Origin of the sequence: Flavobacterium kochi (assembly GCF_048286715.1) — a bacterium.
GTDB lineage: Bacteria > Bacteroidota > Bacteroidia > Flavobacteriales > Flavobacteriaceae > Flavobacterium.
The window spans coordinates 85,943-105,562 of the sequence record NZ_JBLVPW010000013.1 but is presented as its reverse complement, the minus strand read 5'-3'; the positions used below and the strand labels follow the sequence as shown (position 1 = coordinate 105,562).

Below are 19,620 nucleotides of genomic sequence, written 5' to 3'. Positions count from 1 at the left end.
TTAATTAAACTTCCCATTCCCCTTTTGCGATGAATTGCGTTTTGCCACCAATTTTTATATCAAAATGATTTTCAGTTAATTTTCCGTCGAAATAAATTTGAGAAGATCTATTAATAAAATCTCCCTGATGATTGATAATTTGAATTTCAGGAGCATGATATTTTAAAAGAAAAGCCTGTAAACAAGTACTGGCGCTTCCAGTGGCAGCATCTTCTTTAAGCTGATTGTCTTCAACATACAACATTCTGCTGCTGAGCTCTGTTCCTTCTAAACAATAAAAATACAAGGCCCTATGATTTGTTTTACAATGCGCGTGCAGCCATTCATTCGTTTTAACCTTATCAAGCATTAAATGGGCTAATGCTTTTTTATTTTTGAGCGCAACAATAACAAAAGCGCTCCCTGTTGAAACTTCCTGAATAGGAAATTCACCATCAAAATCAGCACGGCTTAAATTACTGAAGGATAAAAAATCTTCGGCTGAAAAAGCATCCAAAAACTCTGGCTGAGCGGCCTGCAACCAAACCAAATCACCCGACTGATGCACTGGAATTTCGCCAATTGGAACCGACAACCTAATCTTCTCTGGCTGATTTTCAAATATTTTATTCATTAAAACCCACGAAGTTCCTATAATAGGATGTCCAGCAAATTTCATTTCGTGTTCAGGCGTAAAAATTCTAATTGCTGCGCGACTGTTTTCCGGTTCAACTTTAGTAATAAAGGTGCTTTCCGCAAAGTTGATTTCACGGGCAATTTTTTGCATCTCTTCGGCACTTAAGACATCAGCCCCTAAGAAAACGGCCAGTTGGTTGCCTGCATATTTTTTCTCGGCAAAAACATCAACGATGTAAAAAGATCTATTCATTCCGTTTATTTTTTGGCTTTCAATTTTTTCGGTCATTTTAATTCCAATCTCTGAATCCGTTACTTTATTACCGATGAATTTGTTTTAGATTCTTCCGTTTTAATAGCGTCCAATTCTGTTTTTGCTTCTGAAACAACATCTGGAAAATCAGTGAAATTCTGAATTACATTTTCCAAAATATAGGTTGCCTGATAACTGTCTTTCAATCCGTAAAAGTTTTTTGCCATCAGGACCAATCCTTTCGCTCCAAAATACTTATAGCTGGAATAATTCTTTGCTAATTTTTGAACAGCAACATTTGACACTTCAAACTTTCCATCTTTATTTTTAAAATAAGCATCATAATACAAGGCTTCGGCAGCTAATTCTCCTTTGGCAATCGACGTTAGTTTTGCATAGGCAGTTCTCGCTTTTGATTCATCACCCGTTTGCATTGCTGCACGTGCAATTATAATTTGCGCATCGCTCTTCACATTGTCATCTGTTTTAGAATTCATTAAAACCTTCTCCGCATAAATAACCGAATTTTGATAATCCTTCTTTTCATAATAACATTTCATCAAATTGGATTGGGCAAATGTTTTATTCTGAGAATTATCTGCTTCTGTTTCTAAACGAGATAAGACCGGTATTGCTTTATCATAGTTTTTATTTTTAAGAAAAATCTGAGCCAGTCGCGCTAAAGATTGTTCTGTATATTCGCTACTGGATTGTGCAATTACAAATTCATAATTGGGAATGGCCTTACTTTCTGATCCTTCAGAAAAATAGGATTGCGCTAAGTAATAATTAGCCTGCAAAGCATGTATTCCTCTTGGGAATTTTGCAACATAACCACTAAATCCACTGATAGCCTGTTTGGTATTATTTTGTTGAAATTGCTTTTCAGCAGCTTCATACGTATCATTATCAAGTTCTGCATCTGTAACGGCCACGAAATCCAAAGTACGCACCCAATTTGCATATTCATCCACTCTTCCACTATCAACATAAATCAATCGAGCGGTGGCAACTGCCTCTAATGCCTCAGGACTTTTAGGAAAATCAGCAGCTACTTTTTTAAATTTCGCCAATGCCTGTTCGTCTTTATCTGAATTGTAATACACTAGACCTTGACGCAAAATTGCTCTGGAAGTAAAAGAACCTCTTTTGAATTCCGTATTAAGTCGATCATATGTTTTTACGGCAAGATCCGTTTTATTCTCAGCTACATACGTATTCCCAAGTTCAAAAAGAGCGTCATCTCTGTATTCTGATTTTGGATACAATTGTAAAAAAGCGTTTAATTCTTCTATTTTCTTATCATTCTTAGCAATAAATCCATAGCAAATTGCTTTTTGGAAATAGGCATAATCAGCATCTACACTTTTGGATTCAATTACTTTAACATAGGCATCCATAGCCGGTCCGTATTTTGAAGTAACAAAACGACAATCGGCTAAACGCAAATACGAATCGTTCAAACGCACTTTGTCCTCTTTTGCTTTTTCTATCTGGCTTTGAAAATAATTACCTGCCTGATCGTACTCTTTCAATTTGAAATAGGTGTAAGCAATATTGTAATTACTATTTTTGTATTCCGGTGTACTTGCGGCTTGGGACAAGCCTATAAATTGTTTAAAACTCAACAGGGCACTTTTGAAATCATCTAAAACATATTCCGTTTCCCCTTTCCAGAAAGTGGCTCTTGCCGTAAAAACGGCATCTTTTTGTTCGTTAGCAGCTCGTGAAAACATTTTCAATGCTTCTGAATAGTTCCCGTCGGTGTACAATTCCAAGCCGCTGTAAAAAAGCACTTTTTGGTAAGCTAATTTGTTTTCAGGCGCTTTATTTTTTTCCAATAGAACTAAGGCCTCTTTGTAGTTTTTAGAAGAAATATAAGAATCAATCAACAATCTTTCCACCTCCGGACGGCTGGCATTGTCAGGATATTTATTTAAGAAAGCTTGCAAAACCGATGGTACACTTTGATAGGAATTCCCTAATTCGTAACTCAATTTCGCATAATTTAAACTGGCATCTTCCTGAATCGCAGCATCAAACTGCATTTCAGAAGCATTTTTAAAAGCATTTAAAGCCTGTTGTTTTTTATCGGTATTGAGGTAACTTTCTCCCAAATGATAATACGCATTCTGCGCTACAAAATCTTTCCCTCCTATAATTTTATTAAACTGAGAGATTGCATTTTCGTAATTTTTTTGTTTGTAATACGCGTATCCCAATTGGTAAAAATCAGTATTATTCCACTTTCCTTTTTTCCCTTTATAGGCAACCAGATAAGGGATTGCAGTATCGTATTTTTTTAAATTAAAATAGCTTTCGCCAATGATTTTATTCAATTCTGATTTTTCAGCCGGATTCGATTTGACCATGGCTTTTTCTCCCAAATCAATTGCTTTTTGAAAATTTCCCAACTTAAAGTTCATATCAGCCTGGTAATACGAAAGCTTTTCTTTGTATTTTTCTTCTCCCGAAACTTCGTCAAAATACTTTGTCGCTTGCTTATAATCGTCGCCTTCGTAAGCCATGAATCCTAAATAATATTTAGCTTGCGAACCATATTCCGCTGAGTTCACCACTTTGTTCAGATAGACTGTCGCTTCTTTTTTATTTTTGGCATTAAAAAAACTATAGCCTTTCTGGAAGTTGAATTTATCTCGATCGCCGGCACTCAATTGGCTTTCATCCACCTTATCAAACCATTGTAATGCTTGCGGATAATTTCCCTGACTGAAGTGATAATGAGCCACTTCAATGTACGCCTGATTCTGTTTTACACTTGTCGGATAGTCCGAGACAAATCGTTCCATTAATTCATCAGCATTGGCTTGATTGGTGCGAATGGCACAATTAGCGGCATAGTACGCACAATCCGATTTCAGTTCTTCAGTAGTCGCAGTTTCTTTAACTTTATTAAAAATAATTTGTGCCGATGCATATTGCGCATCTTTAAACAAAGCGACCGCCTTATTAAAATCTTTTGAATCGTTAGTGTAAATCGTTGATTTTTGTGCCGAAATAGTAGCAGTTATAATGAAAAGAGCCAGGAAGAAGAGCCAAGAAATTTTACGCATTGTGATTTTATTTTAATAATTCAAATGTATCATATTCTGAACTCTATAACGAATCGCACTTCGTTTTTATTATCAACATTTTTTTAAACATTGTAAAATTTAACTTTCATTGGAATACGCTCCTTCCCTATGCTTCGCTGTAAACGATATATTTTCCTATATTATTTATAATTATTGGAATTCTATTAATAGCATAGAATTTATTTTGAATAGAACCGTTATCTTCTTACTTTTACCCCATAAACAAATGCAAATTATGTCACAATCCGTACTGTCTTTAAAAAATGTAAACATTTATCAAGAAGATAAATCTATTTTATCCCACGTAAACTTGGATGTAAAACATGGTGAATTCCTTTACATCATTGGAAAAACAGGTTCCGGAAAAAGTAGTTTAATGAAAACGTTATACGGTGATTTACCTTTGAGGGAAGGAGAAGGGCATATCGTAGATTTTGATTTAGCAACTTTGAAAGAAGATGACATTCCCTTTTTAAGAAGAAAGATCGGAATCGTTTTTCAGGACTTCAAATTACTGCCTGACAGAACGGTAAAAGACAATATGTTATTTGTTCTAAAAGCCACAGGCTGGATTGACAATGAAGAAATGCAACGAAAAATTGACGAAGTTTTAGATAAAGTGGGGATGAAAGAATTTGGCAATAAAATGCCGCATCAACTTTCCGGTGGCGAACAACAACGTGTGGCCATTGCCCGAGCCTTACTTAACGATCCTGAATTAATCCTTGCTGATGAACCAACAGGAAACCTTGATCCACAAACCAGTGCTGAAGTTTTGGAAGTACTAAAAAACATCAATGCCAACGGAAAAACCATTATTATGGCTACTCACGATTATGCTTTGCTGATGAAATTCCCATCTAAAACACTGAAATGTGAAGATGCCAGAATTTTCGAAGTAGTTCAGCAGCGCACGGCATAATGCTTTCCATTCTTATTCCAATATATAATTACAATGTTTATCCTCTCGTTTTAGAGCTGCATAAACAATGTACGGAGAGCGGAATAAATTTTGAGATTTTATGCCAGGATGATGCCTCGCAATCGCGTTGGAACGTGCTTAACGAAACTGTAAATGCGTTATCGAATTGTAGTTTTGTTTTATTAAAAGAAAACGTCGCACATCGCGAAAACAGAAATTCCCTTGCTGAAAAAGCAACATTTGATTATTTACTCTTTATTGATGGCGACTCCATAATCATTCGTGCTGATTACATACAGAACTACATCGATAATTTTGCGGATTTTGAGGTGATTTACGGGGGCCGTTTGCATCCTGAAAAATACCCTTCCGATAATCAAAAACTGCGGTGGAAATATGGAAGATTCGTTGAGGATAAATCTGTAGAAAACAGAAATAAAAAACCATACCAATCGTTACTTTTCAACAATACCGTGATTAAAAAAGAATGTTTTGACAAAGTAAAATTTGACAAAAACATAAAAAAATACGGACATGACGACACCCAGCTTTCCTATCAATTGAGTGTATTACAATCCAAAGTAAACCATATAGAAAACCCGGTTGAGCATGGAGCAATTGACTCCAATTTAATCTATTTGAACAAAACCAAAGAATCGCTGGAAAATTTGATTACGCTTTATAATGAAGAAAAAATAGCGGTTGAATTTATACGATTGATGCAACTGTATCATTTTTTAAAAAGAACAAAATCAACTTTTATTATTTCAAAAATTTATGCACTTTTTGAAAAATCACTTGCTAAAAATTTGACAGGGAACAATCCAAATTTATTCATTTTTAATCTGTTTAGAATCGGGTACCTGTCTGCATTAAACTCAAAATAGCAAGATGATTTCAACTCTTTTTGACTCCTACAAATAATTGATTCCAAGTTTGCATAATTGCGTTGATTTCGTATTTTTCGCTGGATAATTTTGCCTTTTTCCCCATTTCCCTTCTTAATGCCGCATTTTCAATTAAAGTTTCAATTGCTTTGACATAATCAGATTCTTCTCCATTTTCGATCAAAAAACCATCTTCGTTATGAGAAATTATTGCTCGAGGTCCACACGGGCAATCATAGGCAATACAAGGCAATCCCGAAGCCATAGCTTCAATCAGTACCATGCCAAAACCTTCAAATCGAGAAGTCATTAAATAAAAAGAAGCTTCTAAATATTTTTCGTTAATACGGTGAACCGGTTCATAAAAAACAACATTTTTCGAAACATCCAGGTTTTCAGCCAATGCATTTAAATCACTAATTTTATTTGATTTTCCATAAACTTCCAATAGCCAATCCGGGTGTTTTGCAACTACTCTCTTCCAGATTTTCAACATGCTGTCAAATCCTTTTTCATACGTATGCCGTCCTACAGCAATCACTTTTTTACTTTCTAAATCATTGAATTGTTCTGTAGTAAACCATAAAGGATTCGGAATTACAATGGTATTTTTTATGTTCCATTCTGAAACACTTTCGGTCGTTTCAACAATAAATCGATCGTACTTCTTTATTCCGTTTCTTTTTAAAACAGCAATACAATTGAATGCCAGTTTGGTGCGACTATTTTTTCGTATTGCTCTTTCCTCTATAAACCTGGAACTGTGCATTTCTAATACCAGAGGAATTTTATTTTTTAAAATAAAAGGGATGCAATAGGCTTTTAAACCATTATCACAAACAATAATAACATCGGGTTGAATGGCCTGAACGTTGCGTTTCAAGCCCTTTACAAAAGCATTAAAAAACTGAAAAAAATTGCCTTTCAGCAGCACATCATGAAAAACAACATTGACATTGAAGTGATAAAACAGTGGAGAAAAACCTTCATTTTGCGTCAGGATATGAACCTCATAACCTAGTTTTTCAACAAGATAATTGGCTTTGATCGAAAGCACTCTGGCGACACCTCCTTCGTTATTGATGTTGGGAACAATGTACAGCAGTTTCATTTTTTGGACATCAAAAATTCATCAAAATCCCTGATATAGTCGTGTTCATTATAAATATCAGATGCAAAAACTAAACAAACGGCCCCAGATGAAAAATTTTCCAACTCGCGCCACATTCCTGTTGGGATATGCAATCCAATATTGGGTTTATTCAAAAAAAAAGATTTTTTTTCGGATCCATCATTTAAAACCACTTCGAAACTTCCACTCAAAGCAATCAGAACTTCACTTTGGTTAATATGAGCATGACTTCCCCGAAAGGAATTGCTGGGCACGTCAAAAAGATAATAGACCCGCTTAAATTCAAATGGCAAAACATCATTTTGGATAGATGCCAGATTCCCACGGGTATCTTCTACAACCGGGATTTTAAGTAATTGTATGTCTTTTATTGTTGTCATCATGCTGTTATAAACTAATTTCCATTACGTCTAACCATTGTTTTCCAATAGTTGAAATTGAAAAAGACTGCACACTTTGCCAGGTGTTTTGTTTGCAATATCGATATAAATTCTTGTCTTCCACGAATAAATTCATTGCTGCAGTAAGTTTTTCAATATTTTGATTTTCGACAAGCAATCCGTTTTCTCTATGCTGAATCATTTCCTTTGGTCCCGACAAACAATCAAACGCAACAACTGGAGTTCCACAAGCCAATGATTCTAAAATAACATTGGGCAAGCCTTCATTCAAACTACTCAAAACGAAAAAATTCGCTTTTTTTAAATACTTAAAAGGGTTATTTTGATAGCCTAAAAAATGTACTTTTTCTTCAATATTTCTCTCCCTGGCTAACTTTTGAAGCATACCTTTTCTTTCCCCTTCACCCAGCAAAACTAAATGTATGTCGTTTTTTGGCAAAATAGATTCCGCATACGCTGCTATCAATTTATCGAATTGTTTGATGTTCGTTTCCATTTGTCCCATTCCCATAATATAAGCAAATGAAAGTTCATTTAATTCCGTACTCATTGCTACAATACTGTCAATAGCTATTGGATTATAAATCCTAATAACGTTTTTAAGCTGGTGTTTTCTTTCTATTAAAGCCTTGGATTCATCGGTGATACTTACGATTTTATAGCAATCTCCATACGTCAAACGGCTAAGAAAAGACCAATTGGACATATAATGATCGATTAAATAACTGTGAACCATAAAAATGGATTTACTTTTATAGAGCCATTTTGATATTATTAATTCCTGAATCGGTTTTATTCTAAATCGGAAGTCAATAATATAATCAAAATTATTTTCATCGAGATATTTTTTAAGGAACATCAGGCGATTCCATTTATTAAAGAGGCCATTGGAAGCATTTTTCAGCTTACCCAAATTGACTAACTTTCCCGAATAGGAATAGGAAACATTGTCGAGAACAATAATATTGTGAATTTCTATTCCTTGTTTTTCAAAAAATTGAGACAGGATGGCCATAACCTTTTCGGCTCCACCATGACTTAATCGATAACCAATTAAAGCAATTTTAATTTTTTTGTTAGGCAAAATCATTATCGATTTGTTATTTTCGTATCAAATATAACTCTTTTAAAAAAATATGCAAGTCAGCCCATTGGTTACCATTATTTGCTTGTGTTACAATCAGGAAGAATTCGTCTTGAAGAGTTTGTTTTCTGCACTGCATCAAAATTACCCGTATATAGAGCTTATTATTGTTGACGATTGCAGTACTGACAATTCTAAATCAGTAATTGAAAAATGGCTTGTCAACTATCCCGAAATTTTATTTATTGCAAACGAAACCAACTTAGGAAATACAAAATCGTTTAACAAAGCACTGAAAAAAGCCAACGGGGAATACCTCATCGATTTGGCTGCAGACGATGTTTTAGTACCCAATTGCGTTACTTTACAAATAAATGCTTTCAGAAATACAACCTGTAAAAACCTTGGAGTTGTATATGGAAATGTCGAATTAATTGCCGAAAACGGCACCTTTGAATCGTATTACTTCCCTGTAAATAGTTCAAAAAAAACAATTGAAAAAAGAACAACAGGCGCTATTTACCATGCTGTTCTTTCTGGTGGAGACAGTATTTGTTCGGTTTCGATGATGGTCAGGAAAACTGTTTTTGATTATTTAAATGGTTACGATGAAACGCTGGCCTACGAGGATTTGGATTTTTGGATACGCGCTTCGCGAGTTTATGATTTTGATTTTATAGACGAAATCCTAATCCAGAAAAGAATGGTTACCAATTCTTTAGGAACTGATTTTTTCAGAAAAAATGATGCTAAAGCAAAAAAAATAAATCATTCCACCTATTTAATAATAAAAAAAGCAATTGGACTCAATAAAACGAAACAAGAAAATAAAGCCCTGTTAAAACGAATTCATTTTGAGATGATTTTGTCCTTTAAAACAGCGTATATGACATTACTATGGAAGTATGTTTTTCTGGAAATTAAATTAAGAATTCATTTACTGACTTCGTGAACTACACTATTAAATAATCATCCAACAAATCTTTTTCTGCTTCCCAATCCCGAGAAATGGAATCTCTTATGAATTTTGCAGGAATGCCACCTATCAAAATATTCGAACCCAATGCCGTATAATCGGTATTGCACAAACTATTGGAGGCAACGGTACAATAATCCGGTGTTTTGGTATTTTGCATGACAGTAACCCTGTTTCCTATATAATTATAACTCCCAATTACAATTGGAGCCGTCATTTTGTACTTTTCTTTTGTAACTGTGTTCATCATTTGATGAAAATTAGTATCCGTGATCTGGCATTCAGGACCAAAACGAGCATAACTACCCAAAGCAATATTTTCAATACAAACTAATTTCACATAAGATCCCAGAGCGGACATATGACCAAATTCAGTATACCCATTCTCCCCAATGTAGATAAAATAGTCCTTGCCAAATTGCACATGACCTTTGAATACTACTTTTCCCAAAATATTAATTTCGGCAATTCCCTTGTGGAGCGTATTCATTTCATAAGGCTGCCCAAAACCAATCATTCCTTTTTTTATTTTTCCCTCAATTGCTATTTCACCGGTTATTGAGCTAAATTTTACCTTCCCATAAAAAAAGACAGGCAGCTTTGTGGCGGTACGGAACGGAAATTTTTTGAAATTAAAATAAAGTGTTTTAGTCCAGTTTACGGCATAAAAAAATTGAAATTTTTCATAACCTGATCTTGCTTTTCTATAATTATTTTTTAAAAATTCAATCATTCTTTTTTTTAATTATAGTATTAAACAAACCTTTCAACTCCATTTTTTTATTCATTTGAAACAAAACAAAAACGAATGAAAGCAGGACCATTAGTGACATTAAACCATATTTTACAATCGGATCCGGAATGTATCGAAATAAAAAAGTAACGATACACATCAAAAAGCAAACGGCATAAATCTGATAAAAATCGGCATCAAAATAAAAATCATATCTTTTTTTAGTAATGATTTTTAATCCAAAAAAATGAATCAGATAAAAGACAAAAAAACTAATTCCTAGCCCTTCTAACCCATAAAAGTGATAGCCTAAGATATTTAAAAATAACGAAATAAGATTAAAACCAAAGGCCGTTTTCATAAATATTTTAGCATCTCCTTTGGCTATCAAAATATAACCCATCGACCATGAAACTGCTCTAAACAACATGGCCAATATCCCAAAACAGACCATGGGAATAATTGAAATGAACGTGGGCGTATAAATGATTTTTACAATCAGTGGAATTAGCGTTAAAAACAGGATAATTATAGGTGTTATAATCAATATCGAAATAAAAGATTGTTGCACTACACTTGTTCTGACTTTTTCCTTTTCATCACTTATTGCAGCCAATCTTGGAAAATAATCGGTACTCATTGCGGTAAAAATTATACCAACATAAGAATTCAATAAGGTAAAACCTGCGTTGTAAAATCCCACCTGTACCAAACCGCCTTGTTTTGCGACATAGATTTGGATTAAATAGGTTGAAAGCAACGTAAGCAAACCACTTAATGTCAAAAGAATTCCCAGTTTAATTATACTTTTTCCTTCAGTAGTCAATTGCGCATTGGTAATTCCAATTTTATTCAATTTTATCTTTTTCGAATAAAAAAAAGAAAACAATAATGAGGAAAGTGAAGCAACAATAATTGTGGGGGCAATAGCGTCAATCCGGTAATAATAATACAACGGAACGGAGCATAACAATCCAAATAAATTTCCATAAAAATTGGCTTTTGCCAAAAGTCTCATTCTCCTTAAACCCTGCAAAACAACCAATTCTCCTATCATCAATTGCCTAAACAGCAACGTAATCGAAATAAAAATGAATGAAAATGTGTGATTTGAATTCCCGAAAGTTAACTGGCTCAACCAGCCTGAAAGAAAAATAGCAACAAAACAGCCTAAAATCCCTGTTAGTAATGCCAGCCTTTTTACTATTGCAGCAATAGTAGCGATGCGGTCCGAATCTTCATTCTTAAAAGTGTTTGAAATATGTTTTACACCGCTTGTTTCTATACCCAAACCCGTAATACCACCTATAACATTTATACCTGAATTCAATAAAGTAACGATTCCCATTCCTGCCGGACCAATGAAAATGGCGATCAATTTTGTGCGGACTATGGCAATAATAATAGTAAAAAACTGTACGCCACCAAAAAGCGAGGTGGTTTTAATAATTTGATGGTATGACGTTTTACTATCGGACACTTTTAATATTTGTTTAAAATGGCAACAATAAAACTGACTTCATCCATTGTCAAAACCGGGCTTATAGGCAAACTCAATACTTCATCATGAATTTTTTGGGTAATTGGAAATGATAAATGGTTCCAGAATGACAACGCCTTTTGATTGTGCGGCGGAATAGGATAATGTATCAGCGTTTGAATGCCATTTTCATATAAATAGTGCTGTAAAGCAGCTCTGTTTTGGGTTCGAATAACAAACAAATGAAAAACATGATTCGCAGACAAATCCCAAAAGGGCAGCATTATTTTATCGTTTTTAATTTCAGACAAATAGCGTTTAGCGATGGTTCTTCGCTTTTCATTTTCCTGATCCAAATTCGGCAATTTTACATTCAGGAAAGCAGCTTGCAATTCATCTAATCGTGAATTTATGCCGGCATGATCATGGTAGTACTTTGTTTCCGAACCATAATTCCGTAACGATTGAATCGTTTTGGCCAATTCGGAATCATTTGTGGTGACTGCTCCCCCATCGCCCAATGAACCCAAATTTTTTCCGGGATAAAAACTATAAGCTATGCTTGATTTATTCTTAATTGCTGATTTCTGATTTTCGACTGCGCCATGAGCCTGAGCCGCATCTTCAATTACAACCAGATCATTGGCAGCGGCAATTTTATTTATAGCGTCCATATCGGCCAATTGTCCATAAAGGTGCACCGCTAAAATTGCTTTGGTCTTTGCCGTGATCTTTTCTGAAATTAAATCTGGATTGATATTGTAGGTTTCCAACTTTGGCTCAACTAAAACGGGAATCAGATCCGCTTGTAAAACAGCCAGAATACTGGCAATATAAGTATTTGCAGGAACAATAACCTCATCCCCTTTTTGTAATTTTCCCAATTGAATGTGGGCTTTAAAAATCAGCACTAAAGCGTCAAAACCATTTCCTGTCCCAATGCAATGTTGGGCAGTGCAATACCTGGCAAAATCAGTTTCGAACGCGTTGACTTCATTCCCTAAAATATACCAGCCAGCAGATAAAACTGCTTTCAATTTTTCTTGAAAAGCAGTTTCATAAGGCTCATTTATCTTTTTTAAATCAAGAAATGGAATCATTTGGTAAGTATATTTTTTGATTTGGTAAAAAAGGAATTTAGTTTAGCATAGTTAGCTGTTTCCACTTCGTAAAAGTCGTGCACTACCGTACTGGCCCCAAAACTTTCTTTCCAGCACGACAAGCCATCATTCAGTTTTTTTCCCTGCGATTCATTTGAAATTCCAAAATCAAAAAAACGTTTATTGGCAAATACTTTTGTAATTAAAAAATGATACAAAAAGTCCAGACTCCCCAGATTTTCATCACTTTCATATTTAGAAATGTATTGACAATGTGCTACGGTTTTGCTTTCAAAAACAGTTGTGCCCGCAACGATTTCATCCTTATGATAGACATTAAACTGCCTGATATTATTAGGAAAAAGATTTTTTAATAACTTTATTTCTTCTAAAGAGTGCACTGGTTTTACGCTATGCCTTTCGTCCAGATTCAGAATTAATATTTTGTCCCAAAAGGATTCAAAATCAGCTTCTTCTTTGATTACTAATCCATTTACTATTCCTTTTTGAATGCCTCTTTTTCTAATTTTTGAAAAATTATATTTTTGAGATAAATCAATCACTGACAAACTATCTCTTCGGACCAATTGGGCTTCCGCCAAAAACAAAGCATACTGAATTTCCTCAGCTGGTTTCATGTGATAAATAGACGGAACCGTTTTTAGATGTAATTTCGTTATTCCATTAGCTTCCAAAAACAACAAAACAGCCCTAAAAGCGGCAATTACAGTAGTCAATTTAGACTTTTCATTATAGACTAATCCACCATAAGTCAATCCCTGATGCGAAAAAATTTCATTCCCCACTTTATTCGCGGGAACTACACCAATCCATTTATCCTTGTATAAAACAATCAGGGAATTGTCCTGAAATCGATTTTTATGATATTCCATAAAACCGCGATGAAATAAGAAGGTAGCATTTTTGGCTTGACCAATAAAGGTATTCCAATTTTCATAATCACTTTCTTGGTATTGTTTTACAGAATAATTTTTCACCATTTGGTTTTTGACTTCGTGAAATTAAGCATTTTTTATTTATGTTCTAAAGTTGGCAAATACCATTTATATTTCACGGCCATTAAGCGAACTGAAATGATAACTAAAGAAGTTACCAGGTATAAAACATCATTATCTAAATTCAATTTTCGAAGAAGAAAAAATACAACACCTCCCAAAATACAAATTGTAGCATAAATTTCTTTTCTGAAAATAACAGGGATTTCAGTGCATAAAATATCGCGGATTACGCCGCCAAAACAAGCAGTCATTGTTCCTAAAGCAATACATATAACCGGATGAAGTCCAATATTTATTCCTTTTTCAAGACCAATTAATGTAAAAACCCCTAATCCAATCGTGTCGAATAAAAACAAAGAAGTGCGCAACCGGTCGAATTTTTTTCTGAAAATAATGGCTAAAACAAAGCCCATAATTATTACATAAACATACTTCAGGTCCAGCATCCATCCGACCGGCGTTGTACCAATCATAATATCGCGCAGGGTCCCTCCACCCACAGCGGTTACGAAAGCAATGATGAAAACGCCAAAAGGATCCAGCTTTTTATTCATTGCGGTCAATGCGCCTGACATGGCAAAGGCCATCGTACCGATGATGTCTAATAAATGAAACATTATGTTTTTGGATTTAAAAAATGGACGAAAAACAGAATTGTTCTATTTCTTATATTTCAGACAAAATTAAAGAAAATACACTACAAACCCGCTTGCAATACCTACAATTCATCACTGTAATTCCAGCCGGATAAATATTCGAATCCAAAAATAGAAAACTGAATTTTCTCTGTGTATCTTTGTGCCCTATTTAATTAACAGTTGTCACTCTTGAAACAAATCTCTTCGATACAAAATCCATATATTAGATCCTTAGTGCAATTGCAGGAAAAAGCCAAAGCACGCAAACAATCCGGAACATTTTTAATTGAAGGGAAGCGTGAAATTTCAATTGCCCTAAAAGGGGGGTATGAAATGGAAACACTATTGTTTTTACCTGAAATTTGTTCAGAAACCGAGGCCAGACAATTATCCAAAAATGCGGAACTGATAGCAATCAATAAAGAAGTCTATCAAAAACTGGCGTATCGGGACACGACCGAAGGTGTTTTGGCTGTAGCCAAAACCAAATCGTTGCAATTATCCGATTTGAAATTATCTGAAAACCCATTAATATTGGTTGCTGAAGCTCCCGAAAAACCCGGGAATATTGGCGCTTTATTGCGCACTGCCGATGCTGCCAATCTGGACGCTGTGATTATTGCCAATCCAAAAAGTGATTTATACAATCCCAATATTGTGCGTTCCAGCGTGGGTTGTCTGTTTACCAATCAAATTGCTACCGGGACAACATCGGAAATTATTGCTTTTCTGAAAGAAAGAAAAATCAATATTTATTGTGCGACTTTGCAGAATTCCACCTCCTATCATACCCAAGACTATACGACACCCACCGCTTTGGTAGTGGGTACGGAAGCAACCGGATTGACAGAAGAATGGCGAAAAGAAGCTACCCAAAACATTATCATCCCAATGCAAGGCGAAATCGACTCCATGAATGTTTCGGTTGCGGCAGCGATTTTAATTTTTGAAGCCAAAAGACAAAGAGGGTTTTAGATTTAAAATTATGGATTGAACAAAGACTAAATTAAAACCGAATCCGAGTTTCCTTCCCTTTAAATTCAAATATACATTTGCATATCTCCTAACTAATTTCTATTTTTAGGAATTGAACCATGCCGTTATGATAGAAATAGATATAGAAAAAGAAAACAAAGCAATTGCCCAAGAATACAAAGAGCTGCTCCGAATAAGTTATCAAACCTTAACTGATGAAGATAAAAAACTGATCCGTAAAGCTTTTGATGTTGCCGTAGATGCCCATAAAGATCAAAGAAGAAAATCAGGTGAAGCCTATATTTTCCATCCCATTGCTGTCGCAAAAATTGTTGCTTCCGAAATCGGTTTGGGAGCCACATCCATTGCTGCTGCACTTTTGCACGATGTCGTTGAAGACACGCTGATGACGGTGCAGGATATTGAACGATTATTTAATCCTAAAGTAGCACAACTTGTTGAAGGATTGACAAAAATCTCCATGGTGCAAAAGGATTTAAATGCATCCATACAAGCGGAAAACTTCCGTAAAATGATATTGACCCTCAATGATGATGTACGGGTTATTCTTATAAAATTAGCCGATCGTTTGCATAATATGCAAACGATGGATTCGATGCAGGAAGACAAACAAACCAAAATTGCATCTGAAACTTTATACATATATGCCCCATTGGCACACCGATTGGGTTTATACAACATTAAAACAAAACTCGAAGATTTAGGCTTAAAATATACAGAACCTGCCATTTACAATGAAATTGTAAGCAAAATAAAAGAGACCAAAGAAGAACAGGATGCCTATATAAAAGACATTTCAGATGTATTAAAAACAGCATTGGATGCCGAAGGAATCGATTATATCATAAAAGGCCGTCCCAAATCAATCTATTCCATTCGCAGAAAAATGAAAGCGCAAAACGTAGGCTTCGATGAAGTTTATGATAAGTTTGCACTTCGCATCGTATATAAATCGACTCCGCACGAAGAAAAATTTCTTGCCTGGAAAATCTATTCCATAGTAACGGACTATTACAGGCCGAGTCCCAGTCGTTTACGGGATTGGATTTCTTCGCCTAAATCCACGGGTTACGAAGCCCTGCACATCACCGTTATGGGACCAAAGGGCCGCTGGGTAGAAGTTCAGGTGCGAAGCGAGCGTATGGATGAAATTGCAGAAAAAGGCTACGCAGCGCATTACAAATATAAAAATGGAGCTACTGAAGAAAGCGAACTCGATGCATGGCTCAATTTATTAAAAGAAGCCTTAGAAAGTTCCGAAACTAACGCAGTAGATTTTGTGGAAGATTTCAAAATGAATTTATATTCTAAAGAAATCTTTGTATTTACCCCTAAAGGAGAAATAAAATCACTGCCAAAAGGAGCCACATCACTCGATTTTGCTTTCAGTATTCACTCAGAAATAGGAATTCGCACCCGAGGAACCCGTGTCAATGGTAAATTAGTGCCTTTGAACTTCGAATTAAAAAGTGGGGACCAAATTGAAGTGATCACCTCACAACATCAAAAACCGACTTCCAACTGGTTAGACTATGTTACCACTTCGAGAGCCAAAACGAAAATTAAAAACGTTCTGAACGAAAACACCAAAAAAATTGGTGAAGAAGGAAAAGAACTGCTTACCCGAAAATTAAAGCATTTAAAAATAACTTTAAACGAATCCGTTGTTAACGAGTTAGTTAACTTTTTCAAATTAAAAACAAGTTTAGATTTATTTTACAGAGTCGGAATTGGTGCCATAGAAAATCAGCAACTCAAGGATTATGCTGCCCAAAAAAGCAACACTTTTATTAATTTTTTCAAAAATAAAATAAAACGTTCCGCAAGCAGCACAGCCGATGAAGATATTCATAAACCCATAATAAGCAACAATTATGATTTGCTGGTTTTTGGAAAAGATCATGACAAACTGGACTACAAATTATCTCCTTGCTGTAACCCGATTCCGGGTGATGATGTATTTGGATTTGTAACCATCAATGAAGGAATAAAAGTGCATAAAAAGGATTGTCCAAACGCCATTGGCATGCAGTCCAATTATGCCTATAGAATCATGACGGCCAAATGGATCGACTCTTCACAAGAAGAATTCAAAGCCATAATAAACATAACCGGAATGGATGTCTTAGGACTTACAAACCAGTTAACAAAGGTAATTTCGAACAATATGCATGTAAATATTCAGAGTATTTCTTTAAGTACCGATGCAGGAATTTTTCATGGTCAGGTGACCGTAATTGTTCAAAACAATACCATTTTGAAGAAAATGATCAACAACATCAAAAAAATTGACGGAATTGATAAGGTAACCAGAGTATATAAAACCTAGAAAAATTTTAAAAAATTTTGTTTCAGGTTGCAGGCTCCTCCGGTTGAAACGAAAAAAACTTAAAACTAAACAAAGGGGAAACTTTAAACTTTAAACTAAAAAATTTATCTTTGCCAGCATATGACACTCATTTCCACAGATAACACCAAAAACCAAGAAATTGTAAAAAATGTTTTTACAATGTATCTTGAAAAAAAAGGACATCGCAAAACTCCTGAACGTTATGCTATCCTTCAGGAAATATACGATAGCGAAGAACATTTTGATGTGGAGAACCTTTATATCAAAATGAAAAACAAAAACTATCGTGTCAGTAGAGCAACACTTTACAATACTATTGAATTGCTATTGGACTGTGCTTTGGTTCGTAAACATCAATTTGGACAAAACCAGGCGCATTACGAAAAATCGTACTTTGACAAACAGCACGATCATATTATTATGACGGATACTGGCGAAGTAATTGAGTTTTGCGATCCAAGAATTCAAAGTATTAAAAAGACAATCGAAGAAATATTCGACATAGAAATTACCAATCATTCCTTGTATTTATACGGAATAAAAAAACAAAAATAATACAGACAGCCCGACAGTTGTCTTTTGAATATAAAAACTAACTACAAATAAAACACATAGAATGACCGCAGATTTATTACTAGGATTACAATGGGGAGATGAAGGAAAAGGAAAAATTGTTGATGTTCTTACTTCAAATTATGATATTATTGCTCGTTTTCAAGGTGGCCCAAATGCAGGACACACTTTAGAATTTGACGGAATAAAACATGTTCTTAGAACTATTCCTTCCGGTATCTTTCATAAAACTGCTGTAAACATTATTGGAAACGGAGTTGTAATAGATCCTGTAGTTTTTCAAAAAGAAATTGAAGGTCTTGAAAAATTTAATTTAGACATCAAAAACAAATTAATCATTTCAAGAAAGGCACATTTAATTTTACCAACGCACCGTTTATTAGACGCAGCTTCTGAGGCATCTAAAGGTAAAGCAAAAATAGGTTCTACATTAAAAGGAATAGGTCCGACTTATATGGACAAAACCGGAAGAAACGGTCTTCGTGTAGGGGATATCGAATTGGAAGATTTTGCAGATCGTTACAGAGCTTTGGCTGACAAGCATGAAGCCATGATTAAATTTTACGATGTCGCCATTCAATACAACTTAGAAGAATTAGAAAAAGAATTCTTTGAATCAATAGAAGAAATAAAAAAGCTAGACTTCATCGATAGTGAAGAATATTTACACCAAGCTCAAAAAGCGGGTAAATCAATATTATGCGAAGGAGCTCAGGGTTCATTATTAGACGTTGATTTTGGAACCTATCCATTTGTAACTTCATCAAACACAACCGCTGCTGGCGCATGTACCGGTTTAGGAATTGCTCCAAATAAAATAAAAGAAGTATACGGAATTTTCAAAGCGTATGTAACACGTGTAGGAAGCGGACCATTTCCAACTGAACTTTTTGACGAAGATGGTGCCACTATGGCACGTGTCGGAAATGAATTTGGATCGGTAACCGGAAGACAAAGACGTTGCGGATGGCTGGACTTAGTGGCACTTAAATATGCCGTTCAAATCAATGGCGTAACACAACTGATGATGATGAAAGGGGATGTACTTTCAGGATTTGAAACCTTAAAAGTATGTACGGAGTACAACTATAAAGGCAAGAACATCGCTCACTTTCCTTATAACATCGAACCGGAAAATGTAACTCCTGTTTATCAGGACTTCAAAGGATGGCAAGCTGATTTGACAGGTATGACAACGTATGATGAATTACCTACCGAATTGAAAGAATACATTGAATTCATAGAAAGAGAAGTTGAAGTTCCTATCAAAATTGTTTCTGTAGGACCAGATAGAAAGCAAACTATTCTTAAATAACAATAGGTAACGCTCTGAAAATTCAGAGCGTTTTTTTTAGTTCACAAACCA

At 35.0% G+C, this 19,620-nt stretch carries 17 protein-coding genes; 7 read left to right on the top strand and 10 right to left on the bottom strand.

The genetic code is table 11. The features are described 5' to 3' along the window. Positions 1–4: 4 nt before the first annotated feature. Positions 5–868: a PhzF family phenazine biosynthesis protein gene (locus tag ACNQGH_RS12975; protein WP_417956437.1), complete on the bottom strand. Its 864-nt coding sequence runs from the start codon at positions 866–868 to the stop codon at positions 5–7. Between the two features lie 59 nt (positions 869–927). Further along, positions 928–3,942, bottom strand: a complete 3,015-nt coding sequence (locus ACNQGH_RS12970; RefSeq protein ID WP_417956436.1) for a tetratricopeptide repeat protein — start codon at positions 3,940–3,942, stop codon at positions 928–930. A gap of 256 nt (positions 3,943–4,198) precedes the next feature. On the opposite strand from ACNQGH_RS12970, the gene ACNQGH_RS12965 reads away from it, so the two are divergent. Further along, complete coding sequence (locus ACNQGH_RS12965; protein ID WP_417956435.1) at positions 4,199–4,885, top strand: cell division ATP-binding protein FtsE; 687 nt, start codon at positions 4,199–4,201, stop codon at positions 4,883–4,885. Beyond that, positions 4,885–5,772, top strand: coding sequence for a glycosyltransferase family 2 protein (locus tag ACNQGH_RS12960; protein ID WP_417956434.1), 888 nt, complete (start codon positions 4,885–4,887; stop codon positions 5,770–5,772). Before ACNQGH_RS12965 ends, ACNQGH_RS12960 begins: the two co-directional genes overlap by 1 nt. Before the next feature lie 10 nt (positions 5,773–5,782). On the opposite strand, the gene ACNQGH_RS12955 is transcribed toward ACNQGH_RS12960, so the two are convergent. From ACNQGH_RS12955 to ACNQGH_RS12945, 3 genes are read right to left on the bottom strand one after another with little or no spacing between them, the layout of a single operon-like run. After that, positions 5,783–6,883, bottom strand: a complete 1,101-nt coding sequence (locus ACNQGH_RS12955; RefSeq protein WP_417956433.1) for a glycosyltransferase family 4 protein — start codon at positions 6,881–6,883, stop codon at positions 5,783–5,785. Next, positions 6,880–7,287: a sugar 3,4-ketoisomerase gene (locus ACNQGH_RS12950; protein ID WP_417956432.1), complete on the bottom strand. Its 408-nt coding sequence runs from the start codon at positions 7,285–7,287 to the stop codon at positions 6,880–6,882. The genes ACNQGH_RS12955 and ACNQGH_RS12950 overlap by 4 nt, the downstream gene beginning before the upstream one ends. Before the next feature lie 4 nt (positions 7,288–7,291). Further along, positions 7,292–8,395: a glycosyltransferase gene (locus ACNQGH_RS12945; protein WP_417956431.1), complete on the bottom strand. Its 1,104-nt coding sequence runs from the start codon at positions 8,393–8,395 to the stop codon at positions 7,292–7,294. 46 nt (positions 8,396–8,441) lie between these two features. Here ACNQGH_RS12945 and ACNQGH_RS12940 point away from each other — a divergent pair, with 46 nt between their 5' ends. Further along, positions 8,442–9,341, top strand: a complete 900-nt coding sequence (locus ACNQGH_RS12940; RefSeq protein WP_417956430.1) for a glycosyltransferase — start codon at positions 8,442–8,444, stop codon at positions 9,339–9,341. Position 9,342: 1 nt separating this feature from the next. On the opposite strand, the gene ACNQGH_RS12935 is transcribed toward ACNQGH_RS12940, so the two are convergent. From ACNQGH_RS12935 to ACNQGH_RS12915, 5 genes are read right to left on the bottom strand one after another with little or no spacing between them, the layout of a single operon-like run. Further along, positions 9,343–10,098 carry an acyltransferase gene (locus tag ACNQGH_RS12935; RefSeq protein ID WP_417956429.1) on the bottom strand — a complete coding sequence of 252 codons (756 nt, stop codon included), beginning with the start codon at positions 10,096–10,098 and terminating at the stop codon, positions 9,343–9,345. Further along, positions 10,091–11,578, bottom strand: coding sequence for an oligosaccharide flippase family protein (locus tag ACNQGH_RS12930; protein ID WP_417956428.1), 1,488 nt, complete (start codon positions 11,576–11,578; stop codon positions 10,091–10,093). Before ACNQGH_RS12930 ends, ACNQGH_RS12935 begins: the two co-directional genes overlap by 8 nt. Positions 11,579–11,580: 2 nt before the next feature. After that, a complete protein-coding gene (locus ACNQGH_RS12925) occupies positions 11,581–12,678 on the bottom strand; it encodes a DegT/DnrJ/EryC1/StrS family aminotransferase (protein WP_417956427.1) in 1,098 nt (365 codons plus the stop codon). Beyond that, the gene (locus tag ACNQGH_RS12920; protein ID WP_417956426.1) at positions 12,675–13,679 is read right to left on the bottom strand and encodes a GNAT family N-acetyltransferase; all 1,005 of its coding nucleotides are present in this window, start codon (positions 13,677–13,679) and stop codon (positions 12,675–12,677) included. The genes ACNQGH_RS12925 and ACNQGH_RS12920 overlap by 4 nt, the downstream gene beginning before the upstream one ends. Before the next feature lie 32 nt (positions 13,680–13,711). Beyond that, entirely contained in the window at positions 13,712–14,314 is a 603-nt protein-coding gene (locus tag ACNQGH_RS12915) for a trimeric intracellular cation channel family protein (RefSeq protein ID WP_417956425.1), read from the bottom strand. Between the two features lie 210 nt (positions 14,315–14,524). On the opposite strand from ACNQGH_RS12915, the gene ACNQGH_RS12910 reads away from it, so the two are divergent. The 4 genes from ACNQGH_RS12910 (at position 14,525) to ACNQGH_RS12895 (ending at position 19,569) form a co-directional block, all read left to right on the top strand. Then, complete coding sequence (locus tag ACNQGH_RS12910) at positions 14,525–15,310, top strand: TrmH family RNA methyltransferase (RefSeq protein WP_417956424.1); 786 nt, start codon at positions 14,525–14,527, stop codon at positions 15,308–15,310. Positions 15,311–15,437: 127 nt separating this feature from the next. Next, on the top strand, positions 15,438–17,660 hold the full coding sequence (locus tag ACNQGH_RS12905) for a RelA/SpoT family protein (protein WP_417956423.1): 2,223 nt from the start codon (positions 15,438–15,440) through the stop codon (positions 17,658–17,660). Between the two features lie 120 nt (positions 17,661–17,780). Then, positions 17,781–18,236 carry a Fur family transcriptional regulator gene (locus ACNQGH_RS12900; RefSeq protein WP_035670620.1) on the top strand — a complete coding sequence of 152 codons (456 nt, stop codon included), beginning with the start codon at positions 17,781–17,783 and terminating at the stop codon, positions 18,234–18,236. Between the two features lie 61 nt (positions 18,237–18,297). Further along, complete coding sequence (locus ACNQGH_RS12895; RefSeq protein WP_417956422.1) at positions 18,298–19,569, top strand: adenylosuccinate synthase; 1,272 nt, start codon at positions 18,298–18,300, stop codon at positions 19,567–19,569. Positions 19,570–19,620: the final 51 nt, after the last annotated feature.

What these genes read in the sequence shown, in the direction of transcription:
- ACNQGH_RS12960 (WP_417956434.1), top strand. Translation starts at nt 4,885, where the DNA reads ATGCTTTCCATTCTTATTCCAATATATAATTACAATGTTTATCCTCTC.
- ACNQGH_RS12925 (WP_417956427.1), bottom strand. Translation starts at nt 12,678, where the DNA reads ATGATTCCATTTCTTGATTTAAAAAAGATAAATGAGCCTTATGAAACT.
- ACNQGH_RS12935 (WP_417956429.1), bottom strand. Translation starts at nt 10,098, where the DNA reads ATGATTGAATTTTTAAAAAATAATTATAGAAAAGCAAGATCAGGTTAT.
- ACNQGH_RS12965 (WP_417956435.1), top strand. Translation starts at nt 4,199, where the DNA reads ATGTCACAATCCGTACTGTCTTTAAAAAATGTAAACATTTATCAAGAA.
- ACNQGH_RS12970 (WP_417956436.1), bottom strand. Translation starts at nt 3,942, where the DNA reads ATGCGTAAAATTTCTTGGCTCTTCTTCCTGGCTCTTTTCATTATAACT.
- ACNQGH_RS12975 (WP_417956437.1), bottom strand. Translation starts at nt 868, where the DNA reads ATGAATAGATCTTTTTACATCGTTGATGTTTTTGCCGAGAAAAAATAT.
- ACNQGH_RS12950 (WP_417956432.1), bottom strand. Translation starts at nt 7,287, where the DNA reads ATGATGACAACAATAAAAGACATACAATTACTTAAAATCCCGGTTGTA.
- ACNQGH_RS12905 (WP_417956423.1), top strand. Translation starts at nt 15,438, where the DNA reads ATGATAGAAATAGATATAGAAAAAGAAAACAAAGCAATTGCCCAAGAA.
- ACNQGH_RS12895 (WP_417956422.1), top strand. Translation starts at nt 18,298, where the DNA reads ATGACCGCAGATTTATTACTAGGATTACAATGGGGAGATGAAGGAAAA.
- ACNQGH_RS12955 (WP_417956433.1), bottom strand. Translation starts at nt 6,883, where the DNA reads ATGAAACTGCTGTACATTGTTCCCAACATCAATAACGAAGGAGGTGTC.
- ACNQGH_RS12915 (WP_417956425.1), bottom strand. Translation starts at nt 14,314, where the DNA reads ATGTTTCATTTATTAGACATCATCGGTACGATGGCCTTTGCCATGTCA.
- ACNQGH_RS12900 (WP_035670620.1), top strand. Translation starts at nt 17,781, where the DNA reads ATGACACTCATTTCCACAGATAACACCAAAAACCAAGAAATTGTAAAA.
- ACNQGH_RS12945 (WP_417956431.1), bottom strand. Translation starts at nt 8,395, where the DNA reads ATGATTTTGCCTAACAAAAAAATTAAAATTGCTTTAATTGGTTATCGA.
- ACNQGH_RS12920 (WP_417956426.1), bottom strand. Translation starts at nt 13,679, where the DNA reads ATGGTGAAAAATTATTCTGTAAAACAATACCAAGAAAGTGATTATGAA.
- ACNQGH_RS12940 (WP_417956430.1), top strand. Translation starts at nt 8,442, where the DNA reads ATGCAAGTCAGCCCATTGGTTACCATTATTTGCTTGTGTTACAATCAG.